This window comes from Pseudomonas sp. P1_C12 (assembly GCF_056406435.1).
On the sequence record NZ_JBFUAE010000011.1, the window covers coordinates 204,132 to 222,343 of the forward strand.

Below are 18,212 nucleotides of genomic sequence, written 5' to 3' on the forward strand. Positions count from 1 at the left end.
GTTTTTGCTTGTGTCGTTACGAACGTTGTCGCTCCAGATCACTGAGCGGGACGCAGACTTGCTGCTGCCGGTTCAAGAACTGTAGCAGGAGCATGACCCGTTCAGCCCCCAGCATTGACATAAACACACCTTCGAGCGGCGCCAGCGGGCCGTGGACGATTTGCAGCATTTCCCCGGGCTCGATTGCCTTGCAGTCATGCAATTTATCCAGCGATTGAATACTGCGCAAACGCAAGTGCTCGATGACCTCGTCGGCCACTTCTGCGGGGACATGGTTGAATTCAACGATACGGCTCACGCCGCGGGTAGAGCGTATGGGCGCCCAGTGGTCACTGCAACTCAGCTGGACGAAGAGATACCCTGGAAACAGGGACTCCAGCACCCGGTGCCGCTTGCCGCGAATCAGGCGTTCGCTCACGTGTAGAGGGCGATACGTGATGTAGTCTTGTTGCTGCAGGTTGAGCTGAGCCCTTTCGTCCTGTCGGGGTTTGCATTGCAGTAGATACCAATGAGCGCCATTGGGGGTATCGGTCAGCATTCTGGAGAGCTCCGTACATAGCTTGTTTTTAAGCACGGCGGGCCTGATTAGTCGGGGGGAGACACCGTCGTGCTCGCTAGTAGGTAGTAGGCCAACGAGACCTTAAAAAAATGATCCCAGAAGCGTCATGTTTATTATTGGCAGTTGCAGGTGTTTCAGGAATGAGCTTATATGTGTTTCAGAAATGATCTTATATGTGTTTCAAGTGTGAAGCAGTTCGGCAGTGTATATGGATATTTGTATATGTAATGAAAGCGCTACAACTTTATCAGGGTTAAAGCTACCGCACGGTTCGCACTTGGCGCCCGATAAACAACGGTGTTTCACGTGTTGCCCAGGATATCAGATGCTGCTGCACTCTTGGAATATCCGCCTGAGTTATATAGTTATCGGCCACTCTAAGCGGTCTGTCAAACATAAGAAGTCAAAAGGCATACCTTTTATCTACTTGTGTGATGTATTGCTCGTAATAGATTGTTTTTGTTGAAAAATAGTGTTCTATCGGAAAAATTAAACTTTCTGTGATGGCGATAGTCTCTCGGAGCTAGTGCACTATTGAGCTGAGGTGGTGCCGGTGTATTTGTTAATCATTCTATTCTGCACGTGCTATATGCCATTTTCGCGTACATTTGGCGCGCTTTTGGTGCACAACTTATGGTTGGAATGCGCAGAGCCCAATAATGCTTCGTTCATTCAAGGGGCGTTGCTGTTTGATGGCAATTTGAAATGTGCCAGAATTTGAGTGTGTCGCTGTTTCTTTACACGTTGTAGTTACAAGACTCTCAATACGTTAGCAGTCGGACTTAATGTGCGAAGTAATCGCGGGGGCAGGCAGGGCGAGGGACGAGGGTCGCACAGAGCACGATGAGCGACCGGGGGAGGCCGCTCGGTTGTAGTGGTGTTAAAAAAGAATATAGGCGGATGCGGTCGTCTGGTTCAGGTCGATCTCTCCGACCTCCAGAACTTCGTATTCAGCACGCAGGCCGATGTTGCGAAAGACATCGACCTCCAGGCCGACACCGTAGGTCAGATCAACCCCGGTATCGTCGTCGGTGGCATTGCCGTCGGCGTCCCAGGCGTGAGCACCGACACTGCCGAATACCCGCATCCGATCGCCCAGCGGAAAGCCGAGATGGGCGGCAGCCTGAGCCGATTTGCCTTCGAAATCGACATTCTTGTCCTTGAATTGACCGAGATCGACGTAGGCCCCCTCGAAGGCCAGGTAACTATTGACGCGATACCCGGCATAAACCTTGTAGCTGGTGTCGTCGTCGTCCAGTCTGGATTCGTCGGTCTGAATGCTGCTTACGCCAGCTCCAAGATATAAACCTTTGTCATCAGCGAGCGCCTGAAAAGACAACAACGATAGCAGTGAAGCGAAGCCAAGGTTTCGAAGTCGCATGTGTGGTGGAGTCCTTGTACAGGTTTGTCAGGTGTTAGGGTTCGGCGAGCATTTGAGGGGCCGTGAGGGGTTAATAGAAGTCATTGATTGATATTTTTGCGTCGTAAGGCGGGATGTTTGCCGGGCATTGAAAGTAGCGTCTTGCCAACGCTTGAACAGGCAGCGCTTTGCAGAACGACCAGCCTTGCGCCAATAGAACCCCCTCCGAAACCAGATGCGGCAGTTGCTCCTGAGTCTCGACACCTTCGGCCACGACCTTGAGTCTCAGCGACTTGGCCAACCGGGCAATGTGTCGCCACAAGGCATCCTCGGCAGCGATCTTGTCGTCTGCGATCAATGAGCGATCTATTTTCAGAATGTCGAAAGGCACCGAATCAAGAAGCGAGAGGTTGGAATAGCCGATACCGAAGTCGTCCACGGCAATGCGATGTCCACACGCACGAAGCCGTTGCAATTGCCGAGCGGCAGGCTTCTGATCGAGCAGGGTCCTTTCGGTGATTTCAAAGGCCATGGCGGACACAGGCATGTTGTAGGTTGCCAGCACGCTGGCCACATAGTCTGGGAAGCTCGGGTCCTGAATATCCCGGGCGCATAGATTGACCGAAATGTAGAAGTCCTTGCACGCCCAAAGGCAGGTGCTGTAATCCTCCGCCACTTGTCGAATCACCGAGCGCGTCAGTTTGCGGATCAAGTCAGACTTCTCCGCCACTGGAATGAAAACATCCGCAGGCACGTGGGTGCCGTTGTCGCTCCAGTGAGAAAGTGCTTCGGCGCCCACCAGATAGCCCGTCGTCAAGTTAACGATAGGCTGGTAGTGAACACCCAGCGTGTTGGTTTTTATGGCATTGCGAAGTCGTACGGCGATAGAGGTGTAATACCGTTGGGCACACCTTGCGAGCAAGAGCAGCGCTGCGAACACGCACACAAGGCCAATGAATAATTTGAATTTGAGACTTGTCAGGTAACTCAACGGAAGAGAAATGACGGCGATCAGTTCATTTCGGTTGCCCGCAAAGGCGATCAGGACCTTGTCTGGCGAGGTAACCAGTTCGTCCAGGTGGAACGGCTTCTGCATCTTCAGCGGCTGAGGGCCCGTGGAAGCAATGGGCACAGCGCCGCCGGGGCCGATGAGGTCCAGTTGCAGGTCCTCTGGAAACTTCAAATTGTCGAGCAGGATCTTCTTGTTTGCCCAGACGTAGGTTGACTGTTCCGACACAATGATGAAGTCGGTGTCCGCAGAAGCTGTGTGGCCGGAACCTACCCAATAAGTGCGTCTTCCAATTGAGAACTTGCGCTTCTCATTGCCTGCCAGTACTGAAGGGAGTTCTTGTCCGTAGGAGGAGCAGATCTTGCCGTTGGGCAAACGGATTGCCGCTTGATCGACAAATCGCAGGTTCTTGACCAGGTTAGCCAGTTGTGAATATTGATCGACGGAGCATTCCTGACCCGAACGATCAAGATCGCCGAGGTTTTCCAGTGCTTTGTCGATCTGCGCATTGGGCTCCACTTGAGCAGCGCGCAGATCGGCGTAAACGTTATTCAACTTCCGTTCAATGAATTGCTCAGCCAGTCCCCCGGCACAAAACCATGCGGCCCAGCCCGCTGCAGCAATCAGACATACAGTGACTGCGTGCCTTCCAAGTAACGCTTTATATGCGGCAACCATCGAAAAACCTCGAGGTATCATTATTTCACTGTGCACCCTGTAGTCACGGATTGAACGTCTTCAGTACCCGTCAATAACCCAGGCCAATAAGATGCCGCTGGCATAGGCGGTAATGCACAGAATGATTTTCTGCTTGAGTCGCAGTGTGTTTATTCGATGATGCATGCTTATTTCCTTGAATGGGCAAATAGGCAATGGTGGGTCCCTATGGTTAATCAAAGGAAATTATTAATCATCATTTGCAGGGCTTGGCTGAGTTGCGCCTGGCCGTTTCTGACGGAGTCTCTCCGTAAGCAACCTGATACGCCTTGGAAAACCGACCCAGATGGTGGAAATTCCAGTACATCGCGGTTTCTGTCACGGTGGGCCACGTTTTATTGATCAGATCGCGGCGGGCACTGGCGAGTCTCAGGTTTCTGATGTAAGCGATTGGCGACATCCCGAACGTTTCAATAAAGCCAAAATGCAGGGTGCGAGTGGTGGTATCAAGTTGCCTTACCAGCGATTTTATAGTGAGCGTTTTTTTTGTGTTTTCATGAATGTACTCTATAGCTTCTATCGCCACCTTTCTTCTTGTCGGGACTTTACGGCTGAAGCCACCAGCGGGTGTCAACGACTGCAATAGAGAAGCAAGCACCGCACTTTCAATCGCTGAACCCTGTGCTTCGCTGTGCTGTGAAGAATCAGAGTCGTTGATGTCGACACAGCAAGCGCTGATGGCTTGAACGGCAGATTGTATGAATTGATAGTTTTCAGCCTGGAAGCTATGTTGTGTTCTGTTGGCAAGTATATCCATGACCGCGTGATGTTGGCGGCACCGGTCATAGTTTTCCAGTGTTGTGGTTATGCTGAAAAGTGTTTCATTCGGTTCGCAGGTGTAATGCACCGATTCATCGCTGTGCAGTACGATGATTTCGTCAGGCCGTAGTTTGTGATTGTTTACGACGGGGCGTCCAATCGGAGGCTGCGAGATGGCGAATGTCACGAATCCGGCAGGAACAGAACTGACCAGCGTCACGGATGAGTCGAACTCAAGGCGACTGCACTGCAGTTCCGGGCTGTGAAAGAGTTTATGTTGCCGAATGCGTGCCTCTTGCTCGGTTGGAATAAGGCTCATTTCCCATTTGCCTATTGTTCTGTTCAGTTGGCTCGGCAAGGCAGAAGACAAATGAAAGATCTCGTCGGGCGGTGCGATACTCATGAAATTGAAGGCTCATCTGTTAAATGATTAGGGTCAAGCCTGACGGGCAGTCATGGAGAGGATACGTAATTCGGCGTCCTTGCTGTCGGTGAGTTCGACCCCATTGCCATTGGCTTTGAACGGGTTGTCAGAGTCCCCGGATCAGTTCCAGCTCCGCCGAAAATGCGTACTTGCTGTCCAACGGTGAATCATCCATGTGTTGGACGTTGCGCGGGTCAATTTTCGAACTGAAGATCTGCGATTGGGGTTTCATCGGGTCAATGGCTGCAGCTGTAAAGGTGTAAAAGTCGTCAATACGATAACCGTTTTTTACCTGATAGCTGGTTTTCACTGCACTTGGGACCTTCTTGTTGGTTTCGACACTCGTCAATTTGGCACTGTAGACGCTCTTGTCGTCGGCCATGGCCTTGAGAGAAAGCAATAAGCCAAACGACACGGTGACGAAGTTTTTCAGTAGCATCGAGGCGATTTCCTTATAAACAGTTTATTCAGGCAGAGCAGAATGTCAGCTGCATCTCTGCCACGACCTGGCCTGAAAATAATCTCACCTCGATGGTGTCTGCCAAAGTCAATAACTCATATTTATGAGGTCGTCAGAATGGTCAAAACACCGTTTGCACCGGGTTACACCCTACACGTCAGAGTAATATGAGCGAGCTGGCGTAACTCGTGCCTGTATCACCTTGTGGTGGGGTGGAGAGAGGAAAATCACTGTCCTGATCGTCCGAGTGATACTCATTCTCACTTTGGATTTTCAGATGCGATAGTTTCTGGCGATCATCCGGGCTTGTTTCAATTTCATAATATTCAATGGTCGTGCTTTCGACGGAGTGCTCGTCGTGAGCCAACGAATAAAGTGGCATGGCAGACAAAAATACAACCGCCAGAAATCCGAAAGTCGTCGAATTATGGGTTCGCAGGAAATGCAGGACTTTCACTTGATTCTCCTGTATAGGGCATTGTCCCGGACGAGAATCAAGCAGGCTCGACTCCAAGGATTATCGGCGAGGAATTTTTGGCGGGAGAGACGTTTGATTCAAATCAATAAGTGTTATTTTTGTTTGAGAAGTTCTTTGATGTGAAGCTGTGCCAGGCGGGTGTTGAGTCGATTCGGGAGGCCGATTAATGGTTCATGCAACGCAAGCGACCAAGTTCATGTACGTAAAAACACACGGCGTTTTTATCCGGCGTCGGAATCAATTCGTAGTTTAGAATGGCGCCTTCTTGCAAGACGTATTGACGTCTGAAAAACAGGTCAGGGGTCTTTTCAATGGCAAAAAGTTCATTGTCCTGGCTGAGTTTTATGTTGCTGACTTTGATTTCGACGTGAGTTTTGCTTTCGTCGATTATATTCGCTGAAATGGTCGCATTGCGGATTTTTCCATTCAGGCTTTCCAGCGTGGTCCCCGTGAGTCGGCCATGTCCGATAGTGAGGTACTCTTCGGTGTTCAGTTGATCAAGATCTTCCAGCCATTGTCGGGCTTTTGTTTGATAACTGGTGTTTTCCATGTAGTGCGAAGGGGAGTAAACAAGCGAAAAAATGCAGAGTGCATTGATCAAGGCTATGACCGGCCAGTGAATGGCTTGCGGAATTTCAAACTTCATAGGGTGACTTCCAAACATTGACGGATCATCAAGGCGAGGTCTCTTTCGCTGCTGTTCAATTGTAGATTTGCAGTGCTTAGATCCGGGCGAATGCACGAAACGGAATAATTGGCTTTATACAGGTTGATCCAGACTTGACCCTTCAGGTTTGGCGGTAATTGTTCAGTTTGTTTGGCCGACAAGTTCATCAGGGCTTGAGCCTCGGCAAGATCGCTGCCCACGGCGTGTATGACCAGTCCATTCTTGTCGACGCTGGAAATTTCAATTTTTGGCGCGTCGAAGTCGAATTTAAAAATAGTAAAGGCAACGACTGCCAGCGTAACCATATAAGCGATCAGATGGGCCTTTGTAATGCGAGTGGATTTATTGGTTTTACCTGAGGGTGCAAGCAGCCCATCACTACCAGGTGGCGGTAGTTGTCCAGGGATGGGGGCGGGTGGCTGCGCTGTTTGCTCTGAGGGTGCTGGTACATCTGCTGCTGCATCGACTACACAGTGCCGGTTGAAGCAGTATCCGCGTCGAGGAACGGTCATCAGGATCTCGTGATCCCGACTGTCATTGAGAATATTGCGTAGCGAGAAAACCGTTTGGTTCAAACTGCCGGAGGCAACCACGCGGTCATTCCAGGTGTAGTCGATGATTTCATCGCGGCTTTTAGTGACACCTGGCTCCATGAGCAGCAGGTCCAACAGGCGCGACTCAGCTCTACCTAGCGTGGAGTTTTGTACATCTCCATGGGGTGTTGTAATGGAAAGCATGGCGCTGTCCGGGTCGAATACCGCCACGGCGCCATTTTTCAACTTGAAGGTGTAGCTCATAGAAATCTTCCGTTCAGGCGGTACTGGCCTGAGTATAGGGGCCGGATTTGGCTCGGTGCATTCTGGTCCGGGAGGTGAACGAAGATGAGGGCCAGGCGGAAGGTGCACTGTGTGTCACATTTACAATGCCGGACTGGCTCGTTTCAGAGGTGTGCAGTGCGGCAAGCAGCCCGGCCTGTCAGAGGTATCAGTTCAATCAAACAAAGGAAAAGCATTGCTGGATGACCCACGGTTTTCGATTTGGACACCGTGAATAATGCTTGGAATGGATTATCTGCGCTATCCGAAAACTGCAAGCTCGGGCGGGTGGGTTTGCGCGGAGCCACGCATGAATGAACTAACCTCGCTGTTGCGACAGGCTTCTATTTCAGCCTGAACTATCAGGATACAAATCAATGATTGTTTTTTTGTGCGCCAGGTTTGTGAAAAATTATTTTTGATTCTTATTAGCTTTGAACCAGGGTTTTTACCGATTTAAATGGATCTCGAGGAGCGTTGACGCACATCGCGTAAAGGGTTTGTTTGTCGCGGCGTAAACGATCCTCACCTCTCGTTCTACGGCTTTGCCCCGAGTCCTTTCATGAAGGGCCCGGGGCTTTTTTTTGGTTCTTCACGCAATCCCGGGAAACACATACACAAACACTTCAGGCCATTGTCGTCGCCGATCAAGGCAAGACATCGTAGCCACGTTGTTGCAGGCAGCTGCTGTAGACGGAGTTGTTGGCGGTGATGCTTTGTTCGCTCGCACTCAGATTCTGCCGCCGCTCCTGACGTTGCCTGGAAGCCCCCACGACGGCGCCGGCAGCCGCGGCACTGCGTGCACGGTTCTGGCGATAGTCTTGCCTGGTATCGTCGTCGATCTGGTCATAGACGTTTTCATGTTGGCGACCCCGAACTTGCGCCGCGGTCGCCCCGGCTACCGCGGCGGTTGCGGCACCCTTGGCTCGACCACCGGAGGGCACGGTGCTTTGTACCGGATGTTGCGCGTTGGCCTGGGACTGGCAGGCACTGGTGTCCTGCCGGATGGTCTGGGAAGTCTGACCTTTGAGGGGAACCACCGTCACCGCCAGGGCGCTGGTGCTCAGCAACATCGTAACGAGCGCTAAGGTATGGGCCATTATTTTCATCATTGAGTCTCACGTCAGGCGTCGGCACGGCTAACGGTTTGTCAGAGGGAAAACACGGCGGGGCATCACATTGAAACCCCATGCCGGTCTGCTTGCGATGGGGTTTACATGAGCGTCAACGCTTGAGGAGGAGGGCCTGCATATCGTCGGTCATGCCTTTGAGTGCAACCTTGAAGTCATTGGCAACAATCGGCTGTTCGGCATTCTTGATGGTCTCGCCGAATACCTTGCGCACGATCTTCGCGACCGGCATACCGGTTTTGGCATCGATCAGGTTGGCTTCGATGTACATCTCGGCAGTCTGATCCCGATGCCCGGTGGCTGCTTGTGTCGCCCCGACAATGGCCCCGATTGGAACAGCCTCATACCAGTGCATGCCTTCGTTGTTGGCACTGACGTGAGTGATCGCCGCCTGCAGGATCAGCGATCGCGAATCGGTCGGTACCAACTGCGCATAGGGGACGATCGTGTAGCGCTGGGCAAAGGCGGTCTTGACGCTGTTGCTGGCCATCAATTGCAGGTCTTGCAGCGTCTTCAGGCTGACGCGCGCGGTCGGCTGCGGCGCGGGATACAGCTCCATCTGCCTGAACACAACAGTGGAGTACGCGCGAGGATCGAACCCTGGCGATACCCAGCGCAATACTTTCTGCTCACTCGGCGTAGTTTGCTCCTCCAGGCCTTGGTAATTGCCCAGGAAGCCCGAGTATTGCTCTTGCTGCGCCACTTTCGAGACACAGCCGACCTGAAATACACAACTCAAAGCTATACCCGCAATCCATTTATTCGACATGCCCATGTATTTGGTTCTCAAGTGATGAAAGTTGTCATTCGGGTTCCGACCTGGCCCCGGGCATTGGTCCGGGTGCCTTGTATTCAGGCATTGGTACTTGCCAGTCGGTTACGCAAAGCAGGTGCTTGCACGCCGTCCAATGCGGGCCGAATGCTGCCTGTAGCAGCGGGATAATCCGAATCAATAACTCTCAAAAACTTTTAAACACGCGGCCAGGAAAAATTGCACATCGATCACAGTTGCCTACGCTAACCCTTTGCAACGCCGGTTTTGGCGTCTACAGGTGAGTGAGATGGATTTGAAAGAACGATGGATGTGTACCGCGTCGACACTCGTCGTTGCGTTGGGCTTCATCCCGCTGGCTCAGGCCGAAGATTCGGCAGAGCTGGCGAAGAAAGCCCTCAACCCGGTCGCGGCGATGTACAGCCTGCCGGTGCAGTACAACTGGGACCAGAAGATGGGGCCGACCGGGGAGGGCATGCACAGCGTCACCAATATCCAGCCTGTGCTGCCGTTTGCCTTGAACGAAGACTGGAACCTCATCTCTCGCACCATTCTGCCGGTCATCGACCAGCACGGCCTGGCCCCCAATGGCGCGGCGGACAAATCCGGCACCGGCGATATCACCCAGAGTTTTTTCTTCTCGCCGACCAAGCCCACGGACAGTGGCTGGATACTCGGCGGCGGCCCGGCGTTGTTGATACCGACCGGCAGTGACGAATTGCTCAGCAGCGAGCAATGGGGCCTCGGCCCGACGGCGGTGGCGTTGAAACAGTCCAATGGCTGGACCCGAGGCATTCTGGCCAACCATATCTGGGGCCTGGACGGCAGCCCGCCGGACGACAAGGAAAAGGTCAACCAGACCTTCCTGCAACCCTTCCTCTCGTACACCACTCATACGTACACGACCTACGGGGTGAACACCGAGTCGACCTACAATTGGCAATCGCGCGAATGGTCGGTACCGATCAACCTGACGGTCACCCAACTGTTGAGAATCGGCGGCCAACCGCTGACGGTGCAGGCCGGCCCGCGCTACTGGCTCGACAGCCCGGAGGACGGCCCGCAAGGCTGGGGCTTTCGCGCTGCCGTGACGTTCCTGTTTCCACGCTGATACGCCGTTTCGGACAGCTTGGAGGAGACACCGCATGGACCGATTCACCGGTGGTTGTTTGTGCGGCAACGTACGCCTTGTCGCATCGGGGCGCCCGTTCCGGGTTGGCGTTTGTCACTGTCTTGACTGCCGCAAACATCATGGGGCGCTGTTTCATGCGTCCGCGATATTTCATCAGGATGCGGTGACGATCGAAGGCGAAACACGTGCCTACGCCGGGCGGCATTTCTGTGCGCACTGCGGTTCGTCCGTATTCTCGCGCAGCGCAGACGAAATCGAAGTGAACCTCGGATCCCTAGATGCCCCAGACCAACTGACCCCAACCTACGAGAGCTGGATCGTGCGTCGCGAGGCCTGGTTGCCGCCGTTTGCGCTCACACGACACTACGAACGCGATCGGGATGCCACGGGGCGTCTTGAGGACTAGCGGCGATAACCTTTGGCGTCTCCATAATTGCCAGGACCAGCATCCTGCGTGGTATCAAAGCAGGCCAGTGTCGAAGATGAAGGTTTTGACGCAGCCATTCGGATTGGAGAATTGGAAGACAACCGGTTGATAGCCAGAAAACCAAGTGACCATCGCCGGATTCTGTGCGCCTCGCCTGCTGTGGTTGTCGCTTTCAAACAATGGATCGAGTCAAAGTTTATCCCTGCGCCCCCATGGGCCATTTGATCGACGCTGTAACTGAGCATGGGGGCATATCCTGATTGGCGAGCTAACGCTCAAAAAAGCACGAACTCGATCGTCTGGCGATACCGCTTAGTTTTTCTTCTTGATTAGTTTATTCATGTAGTACTTTAGGCTAAAACGATCTTTTGGCCTTGGTTTGTAGTGGGTTTTGTTTCTTTGTGCAGGATCGATCACCATGGTTCCTGCGGTGTAGTAATATAGTGCTATAGACCTACGGGTGATGTGCTCTGGAGTCGTTAAAGGCTCTGGGTGCCCATGATTACTGTCTTTGTCCGTATTAAAAATGACACAACGATTGTAAATCGGCAGGATTTTTTTAAGGCAGGTTTTCATGTCGACATCCCAAAGTTCCAGGTTGCCGCCGTATTCCTCTCGCCAGTCTTCAGTCAGATAAATTATGATATTCAGTCGGCGCTCGACATTAAGCTTTTTGTTGAGCCTGAAGTCCGAGTGCACCCCCAGGAAACCACCGCTTTTGGTTTCATGCAGGCCGCCACCGACAAAGTAGGGGTCGGGTATCAAACCTTCGATGCCTGTGAGCTTTTCAAGAAATTGCAACATGGGGGCCGAGTTAAAGATGTTGAAAACAGTCTTCAAATGGGGCACGCATTCGTTGGGACTGATTTGACGTTTTCGTTGACCTTTATAGCCTCGCTCGTAGAGCATTTCGTTGTTGGTTGGCTCGGTTGGGAAGTGCGAACAGATACTTGCAATCAGGTCTTCGTGCAAAAAGTTGTCGATGACGATGTGCGGAAATGGCGTAGCCTGAGTATAGCGACTGGTCAATGACTCACCAAAGGCGCTGGCGGCGTTTTGGTCGAAATCAAGCTCCGGGGACAGGGTGATAGGTAGTGCTTGAGTGATGGGGGCCATTACCGCTCCAATAACTTGATATAAAGACTGATAGGTGACGTCAAACAGCGTTGAGCGCACGGCTCGTTGCGTCTATTCGTAGCTTAATTTTTTTTGTCGTCCTTGTTCAGACGCTTAAGGATGTTGTTGTACATTTTGGTTCGTCTATGAGTCTTGTCATAGCCACCAGCCGCTGCGACAGTGCCGGCCTGAATGTGATCCAGATAACTGAAGATTTTACGCGGCGATAACATTTCAACGACATAGCCAAGCTCGGTCATGCGGTCTTGGAGAGTATAGCCTGGTACACGGTCATCCATCGAAAAATGCAAGTCGTGCTGCTTGATAAGTTTGCAGTTCCACAATGTGCAGAAACTTTTCAAGTAGACTTCTTTGTACGGTTTTGGCTCTCTGGAGCGCAATCCCATCGAGATTTTCAGACGCCGGAAATGATGTTTGAATAGTCGCGAGCTAAAACGCCAAAAAGTTCTGGTGGCGCCGCGGTTTAATTGCTCAACACAACCGACGGCCACGACGTTCGGGTTTTTTAAACATTTATTCAGCATCATCGGAAAAACATTTTTATCGAAAACAAACGTATCAGTGTGCATCAAGAATAAATAATCAGTTTCAATTCGCTCCAAAACCAGGTCAAGTGCCTTGCCATGCGCGATGTGGCCCGGTTCTGGTTCGGTAACAGAGCGCTCGATTAAATTGATCCAGTCAAGCGTTCGTAAATACTCAGTGCTTTCATCGGCGGAATAGTTGTCAACTACCCATATTGGGACGTTGTCGTTGCCCACATGCTGGTGCAATAAGTCCAGGCATATCTTGGTAATTTCCGGTGTTTTGTAATTCACTATGACGATGCTGAAAGCTTTAGAGCTTTCGGGCGGAGAACCAGGATTGTTCATTGTTCAAGTGCTCAATGGTGTTGTATTTAGTTGTAGAAGTAGTTGAATCTGCATGCAGATTCCGCTTGTTTTTCTACGCAAAATTTTCGTGGCTATAGAGCACATTTTGTTAGATCGCTTTGTTATGCATAACAACCATAGCTTACTCAGACCTGATGGAGCGCAGTAGAGCGGACTTCATCGTATAAGGATCTGCTCTATAGGTAAATATCCGTGACTTGATTCGTTGAATCAGGAGGCTGCTCAGGCGAGCGTCTTGGGGAGGTGTGAACTGAGCTCATTGATCACTCCAGTTCGTCATCCAGCACATGCCACCGCTACTTTTTCGCAGCGAGAAATGACTTGGAGCTACCCCATACCAGCGCTTGAGTGCCTGGGAAAAGCTCGACAGGTCACTCAAACCCAGTCGCTCGGCAATCTCGGTGAGGCTCAAGCGTTCGTCATTGAGCATCTCGATGGCGCTGCGGCTGCGGCTGCGGGGCTTGGCCAGCAAGGCTCGGAAGGTGGTGCCTTCATCGTGCAGGCGGGGTGATCTCGTGGCGTCGCACTAGCGACGATAGTAGCGGTGATCGTCCTCGTAGCGGTGCCGCATGGCCCGATCCTGGTGGTATTCCCAATCACGATGGCGCTCGGCTTCTCGCCGGGCTTGTTCTCTACGCCACTGTTCTCTACGCCAGTCGTCTCGGCGCCAATCGTCTCTACGATCATGCCAACGGCCGTCATGCCAGTATCGGTCGTCATGGGCAAGCAACGGCCCTGGCTGCTTGCCGGCCATACTGGCCAAGGTCGGCCAAGGGTTGCCGGCAGCCTGGACCGGAACCTGGACGGCTGCGACTTCAGTTGCGAAAACAGAGGTTGAGGCCTTCATCTGTGTTGCTGATGCCGAGCCCATTGCCGCGAACGCGAACAGGCCGAAGAGCACCATCCGTGGGTCATGGAATTTCATGAGCGAAGAAAACCTCTGATTGACATTTGGGGGTATGGCCATCTGGTTGCGGGAAGCCTGCGAGCTCGAGCTTACCGAGCGGATGTGCCTACCCACATAGACCGATAAATAAGGAAAAGTTCTAGGGACCCGCTGCAAACGACACGTCGCAGATGTAAAGCCAGACGAAATCAGACCAGTCCCTTTCTCACGAAATGCTCGCTCTGCAATTCACAGCTTGTAGCCAATCTGCCGCAACAGGTTCTTGCGCCACTGGATGTCTTCATCGCCTTCAATGTCATGGGCACAGAAGCCATCCACTACGCCCAGGATTGCTCGCCCTTGTTGCGTCTCAGCGAGAATCACTTCGACTGGATTGGCGGTTGCACAAAAAATACGGCATACCTCTGGAACCATTTTGATGGTGTTCAACACGTTCAGCGGATAGAAGCCGTCGCCCAGGAAAATGATGAAGCTATGGCCTGCGGCGATGGCTTTCGCATTCTTCTGTGCAAGTTCAATCATTGAGGTATCGGTGCCAGACCATCGCACCAGGCACTTGCCAGAGGCTTCACAAAAGGCCACGCCAAACTGGATACCTGGCACGGCATTAACCAGCGCTTCGTGGATGTCCTCGACGGACTTGATGAAGTGCGTCTGACCCAAAATGAAATTCGTCACATCCGGTTTATCGATTTTCCACGTGATGAGTTGCATCTCAAACGCCTCCTTTCACGATGTTGCTACCAGAGTCTGTCAATAAACCAAGCATAGCTACTCGTTGGTTATCGCTCCGTCCTCTGAAGGAACCCGAGGAGACCCTGACTGGGCCACGCTGGCTCTCAGCGCTCTGGCTACCTGGGTCTGGATCTCGTAGGCAGGCGTTTCGACGGCTGAGTAATCACGGGTATAGCGAGTGGCAAACTCGCTGACGCCCCATTGCTGGTACTGCTGCACGTGCTTCAGTTCGTGCGCCCACAGCGCGACATTGTTCAGTGCATCATCGGGACTGCGAAAAACGATGATGTCGACAAGGGTGACTGCATTTACATCGGGATTCTGCAGTATGGTGTTTGCGGCGTTCAGTTGCGCATCGTCGCCAACCTTGTAGCGAGCCGAATCGAGCACTCGAATGTCATAGTAGGGTTCGAGCTGGGCCCGGATATTCAGCGGGACTGTCTGGATATCACCCGTTGCCACGGTATTGCGCGATTGCACGATCCAGCTCTGTAAACCGGCGGCCGCCATCTGGTTCATGTTATCGAAGATCTCCCCAACGTCCCCTTTGGAGCCGGGAGCACAAAAACAAGCGACCACGCAGACCTGGTACTGTCCTTGCGGGCAGGCGAAAGCAGAGGACGAAGTAACCACGCAGAAAAGCGCTATCGCCAAGTGGACAAGTTGACGCATAAAGGCAGGTGACAATTGGTTCTCCCAGAGGCAATGGCGGTCGGCAGGCGATCATTCGGGCAGGTTGTCCTGCCACGTGTTGGACCGCTTTGGGTACCGTTCGATTCCCTGGGGTCCACATATTATTCAGGCCATTGCCCATATCGTTCTGGAGCTTGCATGAAAGTTGGCGTGATTTCCGATACCCACGGCTTGCTCCGTCCCGAAGCGCTTGCCGCCCTGGCGGGGTGCGAGCAGATCATTCATGCCGGCGACATCGGTAGCCCGGAAATTCTTGAGCGACTGGCGTCTATCGCTGCGCTGCACGTCGTGCGCGGGAACAATGATCAAAACCAGGCATGGGCAGGAAATCTCCCTGATTTTCTGCGATTGGACCTCAACGGTTGGCAGACGCTGTTGGTGCATGACATTGCCGATGTTCCGGTCGATCTGGACCCAGGCATAAAGCTGGTGATCACCGGCCACTCCCACAAGCCATGCATGGAATGGCGTGGGGAGCGATTGTTTGTCAATCCAGGCAGCGCGGGGCGACGACGCTTCAAGCTGCCTGTCACGCTGGCGCTGCTCGAGGTAACGGCGACTTCGATTGAGCCTCGGTTGCTTGACCTGTTGGAGCAGCCCCCCGGATTGATTGAACCCTCGACGATTTGAAACGGCAGTATTAAAAAATACAAAAGAGAATATGTATTAAATGCTGGTGATATGTCCTCAGAGTTGTTTCAGGAAACCCAGTAGCAGCTCATTGACCTCTGTCGCGCGCTCTCGCTGTATCCAGTGGCCGGCACCTTCGAGGATATGACACCCGCGCAGTTCCGGCAGTGTCTGCGCGAAGGCTTCGATCTGCCGTGGGGAACCCGGAAACTTCAGCACGTCGTCGCGGCTCCCGGCAATGAACATCGACGGCTGCCGGATAATGCAATCGCGCCAGGGTGCCAGCAGTGCCCATGAGCGCGTCATGTTGCGGTACCAGTTCAAGCCGCCGCGAAATCCGCTGCGGTTGAATTCGCCGGTGTAGTAGGCGATATCCTCGAGGCTTAGCCAGGCTGGCAGGGTTTCGGGCTCGATCATCCCTCCCAGCAAGCCTTGTCCCGGCTGCAACCGGCCAAACACCGGCCAATCGGGCCCGTCACCCGAGCCACTGAAGTAGATGCGCCGGATCGACGACTCGACATCTCTTTCCAGCTCGGCCTCGGCCACACCCGGCGTCTGGAAGTACTGGATATAAAAGTCGCTGATACCCAGCGAGGCAAGCGCGCTCAGGAGCTCCACGCGACCCGGTGGCGAGAAGGGAACGCTCATGCCGACCACTGCGCGGAACAGATCGGGTCGCATCATTGCTGCGCTCCATGCCACCAGCGCACCCCAGTCATGACCGACGATCACGGCTTGTTGTTCGCCGAGTGCGTTGACCAACTCCACCATGTCGCCTACCAGGTGGAGTGTGGTGTAGGCGTCGGGTTCGGCCGGCGCATCGGTGCCGCCATAGCCACGCATGTCGGGCGCGACCGCTCTATAGCCGGCGGCCGCCAGCGCAGCAAGCTGATTGCGCCAGGAGTACCACAGCTCCGGGAAGCCGTGGCATAGCAAGACCAACGGGCCGCAACCTTGCGTTGCTACCCGCATGCGGATGCCATTGATGTCGAGCATTTCAAGGTGTGGCTCGTTCATGTGCGCTTCCTGCCATTCAAGCGATGGACTCCAGCAACCGCGGCAGATTCGCCTGAGCCTTCTGCCTGCTGACAGAGAGCCGATACAGTTGTGCCACTTTCCCGGTGTCGGTTTCTTGCAGTCCCCTGAGCACCGCAGTCAGAAAGAATAAGCGCGACTGCCTGATCCAGCGCGACAGGCCTTCATGCTCTCCCCAGCGTAGTTGGTTACCCAGGTAGACCGCCCACATTCTGATCCAGTCCGTGGGGACGTGAGGCGGGGGGACCATCGTGCAAAGCGCGTTCATTTGCGCTCGATCGGTCAGGTGGCTTTCCACATAAGCGATCAAGGCCGCGCTGAACACGGGTTGGCAACTGCTTACCATCAACAGGTTAATCTTGCCGCCGTCGAACACCTTCATTTCAGGCAGTGACGGGATGGCACTGGCGCTGCAATCAATGTGCAGAGTACCTGGGCTCGTGGCGATGCTGCCCCGGTCGAGCACTATGCGCGTTGGCTCGATAGCTCGCACCCTGCCCAGGCGCACAATGTTGCCGATGCGTCGAAGCTCGCGTAATTCCGCCTGTGTGACGGTGGCGCAGCGGTAAGCAGTGGGTTCGACGGACTTGTCCAGGCGCAGGAGTTGGCCCGCGGCCTCAAGTCTTGCGAACAGGTCCGGGATCGAGTCTGCGGCTGCGATGGCCTCGAATTGCGCCATGAGGCCGCCGATTGTTCGTTCGAAGCTGTCGGGGCCGGGTTGCAGGTTGGCCCGGTCGATCAACCACGGATCGTTCGGCATGATCCAGCAGATTTTTGCGGGTGCAACACCGTTTTGCAGACACCACAGGCAAGCGTCGATCCCGGTCTTGCCCGATCCGACCACTACGTAGCCAGAGTGAGGGTGCCGGATCTTCGGCAGGTCGTTCAGTGGCACGCATTGCACGCCGGGGTCCACCCGGTACCTGGGCGGGTGGGTCGAGGGAACTGCCGTCTGGGCATGGGTGGCGTCTACCACCTTTTTGTGCACCTGGACCTGGTGGTTTACGCCGCTGACCAGCGAGGTAAACCGGTGGTCGTCAATGCGGTCGCCGGTGTAGTTGCACATGGGGAAGTAACGGACTTGACCTGATGGCAGAAACTGCTGATTCATCACCTGGTCGAAGTAGCTCGCCACCTCGGCGCCGGAGGCTAGCTCATATAGGCCCTCGTTGAGTTCCGCCCGGTCTTTCGTTCCGCTGCCCAGTTCCCGTGAGTTGACGCCATAGAAGGCCGAGGGCTGGTGCAATCGGACGAACGGGTAGGCATCATTCCAGTGCCCGCCAGGTCGGTCGTGTCGATCCACCATTATGATGCGTGCATTCGTTTCCTTGAGTAGCGTATCGACGAAAGCCATGGCCGTCGCGCCAGCACCGATGATCAGGTAGTCGGTTTCGATCAGATTTGCGTCCATATGCTTTCGCCTTTCTGAAGGTTCCACCCTCAACCCCAGAAGATTAGCTACCTGTACCGAGC

The 18,212-nt window shown here is 53.6% G+C and carries 21 protein-coding genes and 1 pseudogene; 4 read left to right on the forward strand and 18 right to left on the reverse strand.

From position 1 onward, the window contains the following. Positions 1–16 precede the first annotated feature (16 nt). The 10 genes from rfaH to AC1D19_RS19770 all read right to left on the reverse strand — a co-directional run bounded on the left by rfaH (position 17) and on the right by AC1D19_RS19770 (position 9,153). Positions 17–538, reverse strand: coding sequence for a transcription/translation regulatory transformer protein RfaH (gene rfaH, locus AC1D19_RS19725; RefSeq protein ID WP_477764232.1), 522 nt, complete (start codon positions 536–538; stop codon positions 17–19). 901 nt (positions 539–1,439) lie between these two features. Then, positions 1,440–1,940 carry an outer membrane beta-barrel protein gene (locus tag AC1D19_RS19730; protein ID WP_477764233.1) on the reverse strand — a complete coding sequence of 167 codons (501 nt, stop codon included), beginning with the start codon at positions 1,938–1,940 and terminating at the stop codon, positions 1,440–1,442. 70 nt (positions 1,941–2,010) lie between these two features. Then, the gene (locus AC1D19_RS19735) at positions 2,011–3,606 is read right to left on the reverse strand and encodes an EAL domain-containing protein (RefSeq protein ID WP_477764234.1); all 1,596 of its coding nucleotides are present in this window, start codon (positions 3,604–3,606) and stop codon (positions 2,011–2,013) included. A 235-nt stretch (positions 3,607–3,841) separates the two neighbouring features. Beyond that, the gene (locus tag AC1D19_RS19740; RefSeq protein ID WP_477764235.1) at positions 3,842–4,807 is read right to left on the reverse strand and encodes an AraC family transcriptional regulator; all 966 of its coding nucleotides are present in this window, start codon (positions 4,805–4,807) and stop codon (positions 3,842–3,844) included. Between the two features lie 127 nt (positions 4,808–4,934). Beyond that, positions 4,935–5,267, reverse strand: a complete 333-nt coding sequence (locus AC1D19_RS19745; RefSeq protein WP_477764236.1) for a hypothetical protein — start codon at positions 5,265–5,267, stop codon at positions 4,935–4,937. A gap of 178 nt (positions 5,268–5,445) precedes the next feature. Beyond that, positions 5,446–5,745, reverse strand: a complete 300-nt coding sequence (locus AC1D19_RS19750) for a hypothetical protein (protein WP_477764237.1) — start codon at positions 5,743–5,745, stop codon at positions 5,446–5,448. Positions 5,746–5,929: 184 nt separating this feature from the next. Next, positions 5,930–6,412, reverse strand: a complete 483-nt coding sequence (locus AC1D19_RS19755; protein WP_477764238.1) for a hypothetical protein — start codon at positions 6,410–6,412, stop codon at positions 5,930–5,932. Continuing rightward, positions 6,409–7,230 (reverse strand): winged helix-turn-helix domain-containing protein, encoded by an 822-nt coding sequence (locus AC1D19_RS19760; RefSeq protein ID WP_477764239.1) that lies wholly within the window; start codon positions 7,228–7,230, stop codon positions 6,409–6,411. The genes AC1D19_RS19755 and AC1D19_RS19760 overlap by 4 nt, the downstream gene beginning before the upstream one ends. A gap of 665 nt (positions 7,231–7,895) precedes the next feature. Beyond that, positions 7,896–8,357, reverse strand: coding sequence for a hypothetical protein (locus tag AC1D19_RS19765; RefSeq protein ID WP_477764278.1), 462 nt, complete (start codon positions 8,355–8,357; stop codon positions 7,896–7,898). Between the two features lie 115 nt (positions 8,358–8,472). After that, complete coding sequence (locus AC1D19_RS19770; protein WP_477764240.1) at positions 8,473–9,153, reverse strand: DUF3313 domain-containing protein; 681 nt, start codon at positions 9,151–9,153, stop codon at positions 8,473–8,475. A 307-nt stretch (positions 9,154–9,460) separates the two neighbouring features. Between AC1D19_RS19770 and AC1D19_RS19775 the strand changes: the two genes are divergently transcribed. The 3 genes and pseudogenes from AC1D19_RS19775 to AC1D19_RS19785 all read left to right on the forward strand — a co-directional run. Beyond that, positions 9,461–10,261, forward strand: coding sequence for a transporter (locus AC1D19_RS19775; RefSeq protein WP_477764279.1), 801 nt, complete (start codon positions 9,461–9,463; stop codon positions 10,259–10,261). A gap of 34 nt (positions 10,262–10,295) precedes the next feature. Next, the gene (locus tag AC1D19_RS19780) at positions 10,296–10,688 is read left to right on the forward strand and encodes a GFA family protein (RefSeq protein ID WP_477764241.1); all 393 of its coding nucleotides are present in this window, start codon (positions 10,296–10,298) and stop codon (positions 10,686–10,688) included. Between the two features lie 75 nt (positions 10,689–10,763). Continuing rightward, a pseudogene (locus AC1D19_RS19785) lies at positions 10,764–10,874 on the forward strand (LysR family transcriptional regulator); the annotation flags it as partial. A gap of 147 nt (positions 10,875–11,021) precedes the next feature. Here AC1D19_RS19785 and AC1D19_RS19790 read toward each other — a convergent pair. The 6 genes from AC1D19_RS19790 to AC1D19_RS19815 form a co-directional block, all read right to left on the reverse strand. Beyond that, complete coding sequence (locus AC1D19_RS19790) at positions 11,022–11,825, reverse strand: 2OG-Fe(II) oxygenase (RefSeq protein WP_477764242.1); 804 nt, start codon at positions 11,823–11,825, stop codon at positions 11,022–11,024. Positions 11,826–11,908: 83 nt separating this feature from the next. Then, the gene (locus AC1D19_RS19795) at positions 11,909–12,718 is read right to left on the reverse strand and encodes a glycosyltransferase (RefSeq protein WP_477764243.1); all 810 of its coding nucleotides are present in this window, start codon (positions 12,716–12,718) and stop codon (positions 11,909–11,911) included. Positions 12,719–12,995: 277 nt separating this feature from the next. Continuing rightward, positions 12,996–13,241: a helix-turn-helix domain-containing protein gene (locus AC1D19_RS19800; protein WP_477764280.1), complete on the reverse strand. Its 246-nt coding sequence runs from the start codon at positions 13,239–13,241 to the stop codon at positions 12,996–12,998. A 24-nt stretch (positions 13,242–13,265) separates the two neighbouring features. Then, complete coding sequence (locus AC1D19_RS19805) at positions 13,266–13,664, reverse strand: hypothetical protein (protein ID WP_477764244.1); 399 nt, start codon at positions 13,662–13,664, stop codon at positions 13,266–13,268. Between the two features lie 210 nt (positions 13,665–13,874). Further along, positions 13,875–14,360 carry an adenosine-specific kinase gene (locus tag AC1D19_RS19810; RefSeq protein WP_477764245.1) on the reverse strand — a complete coding sequence of 162 codons (486 nt, stop codon included), beginning with the start codon at positions 14,358–14,360 and terminating at the stop codon, positions 13,875–13,877. A 57-nt stretch (positions 14,361–14,417) separates the two neighbouring features. Then, a complete protein-coding gene (locus AC1D19_RS19815) occupies positions 14,418–14,900 on the reverse strand; it encodes an eCIS core domain-containing protein (RefSeq protein ID WP_477764246.1) in 483 nt (160 codons plus the stop codon). Positions 14,901–15,212: 312 nt separating this feature from the next. On the opposite strand from AC1D19_RS19815, the gene AC1D19_RS19820 reads away from it, so the two are divergent. Beyond that, complete coding sequence (locus tag AC1D19_RS19820) at positions 15,213–15,704, forward strand: metallophosphoesterase family protein (protein WP_477764247.1); 492 nt, start codon at positions 15,213–15,215, stop codon at positions 15,702–15,704. Between the two features lie 57 nt (positions 15,705–15,761). Here AC1D19_RS19820 and AC1D19_RS19825 read toward each other — a convergent pair whose 3' ends face one another. Continuing rightward, complete coding sequence (locus AC1D19_RS19825) at positions 15,762–16,721, reverse strand: alpha/beta fold hydrolase (protein ID WP_477764248.1); 960 nt, start codon at positions 16,719–16,721, stop codon at positions 15,762–15,764. 16 nt (positions 16,722–16,737) lie between these two features. After that, complete coding sequence (locus AC1D19_RS19830; RefSeq protein ID WP_477764249.1) at positions 16,738–18,150, reverse strand: NAD(P)-binding protein; 1,413 nt, start codon at positions 18,148–18,150, stop codon at positions 16,738–16,740. Positions 18,151–18,212: the final 62 nt, after the last annotated feature.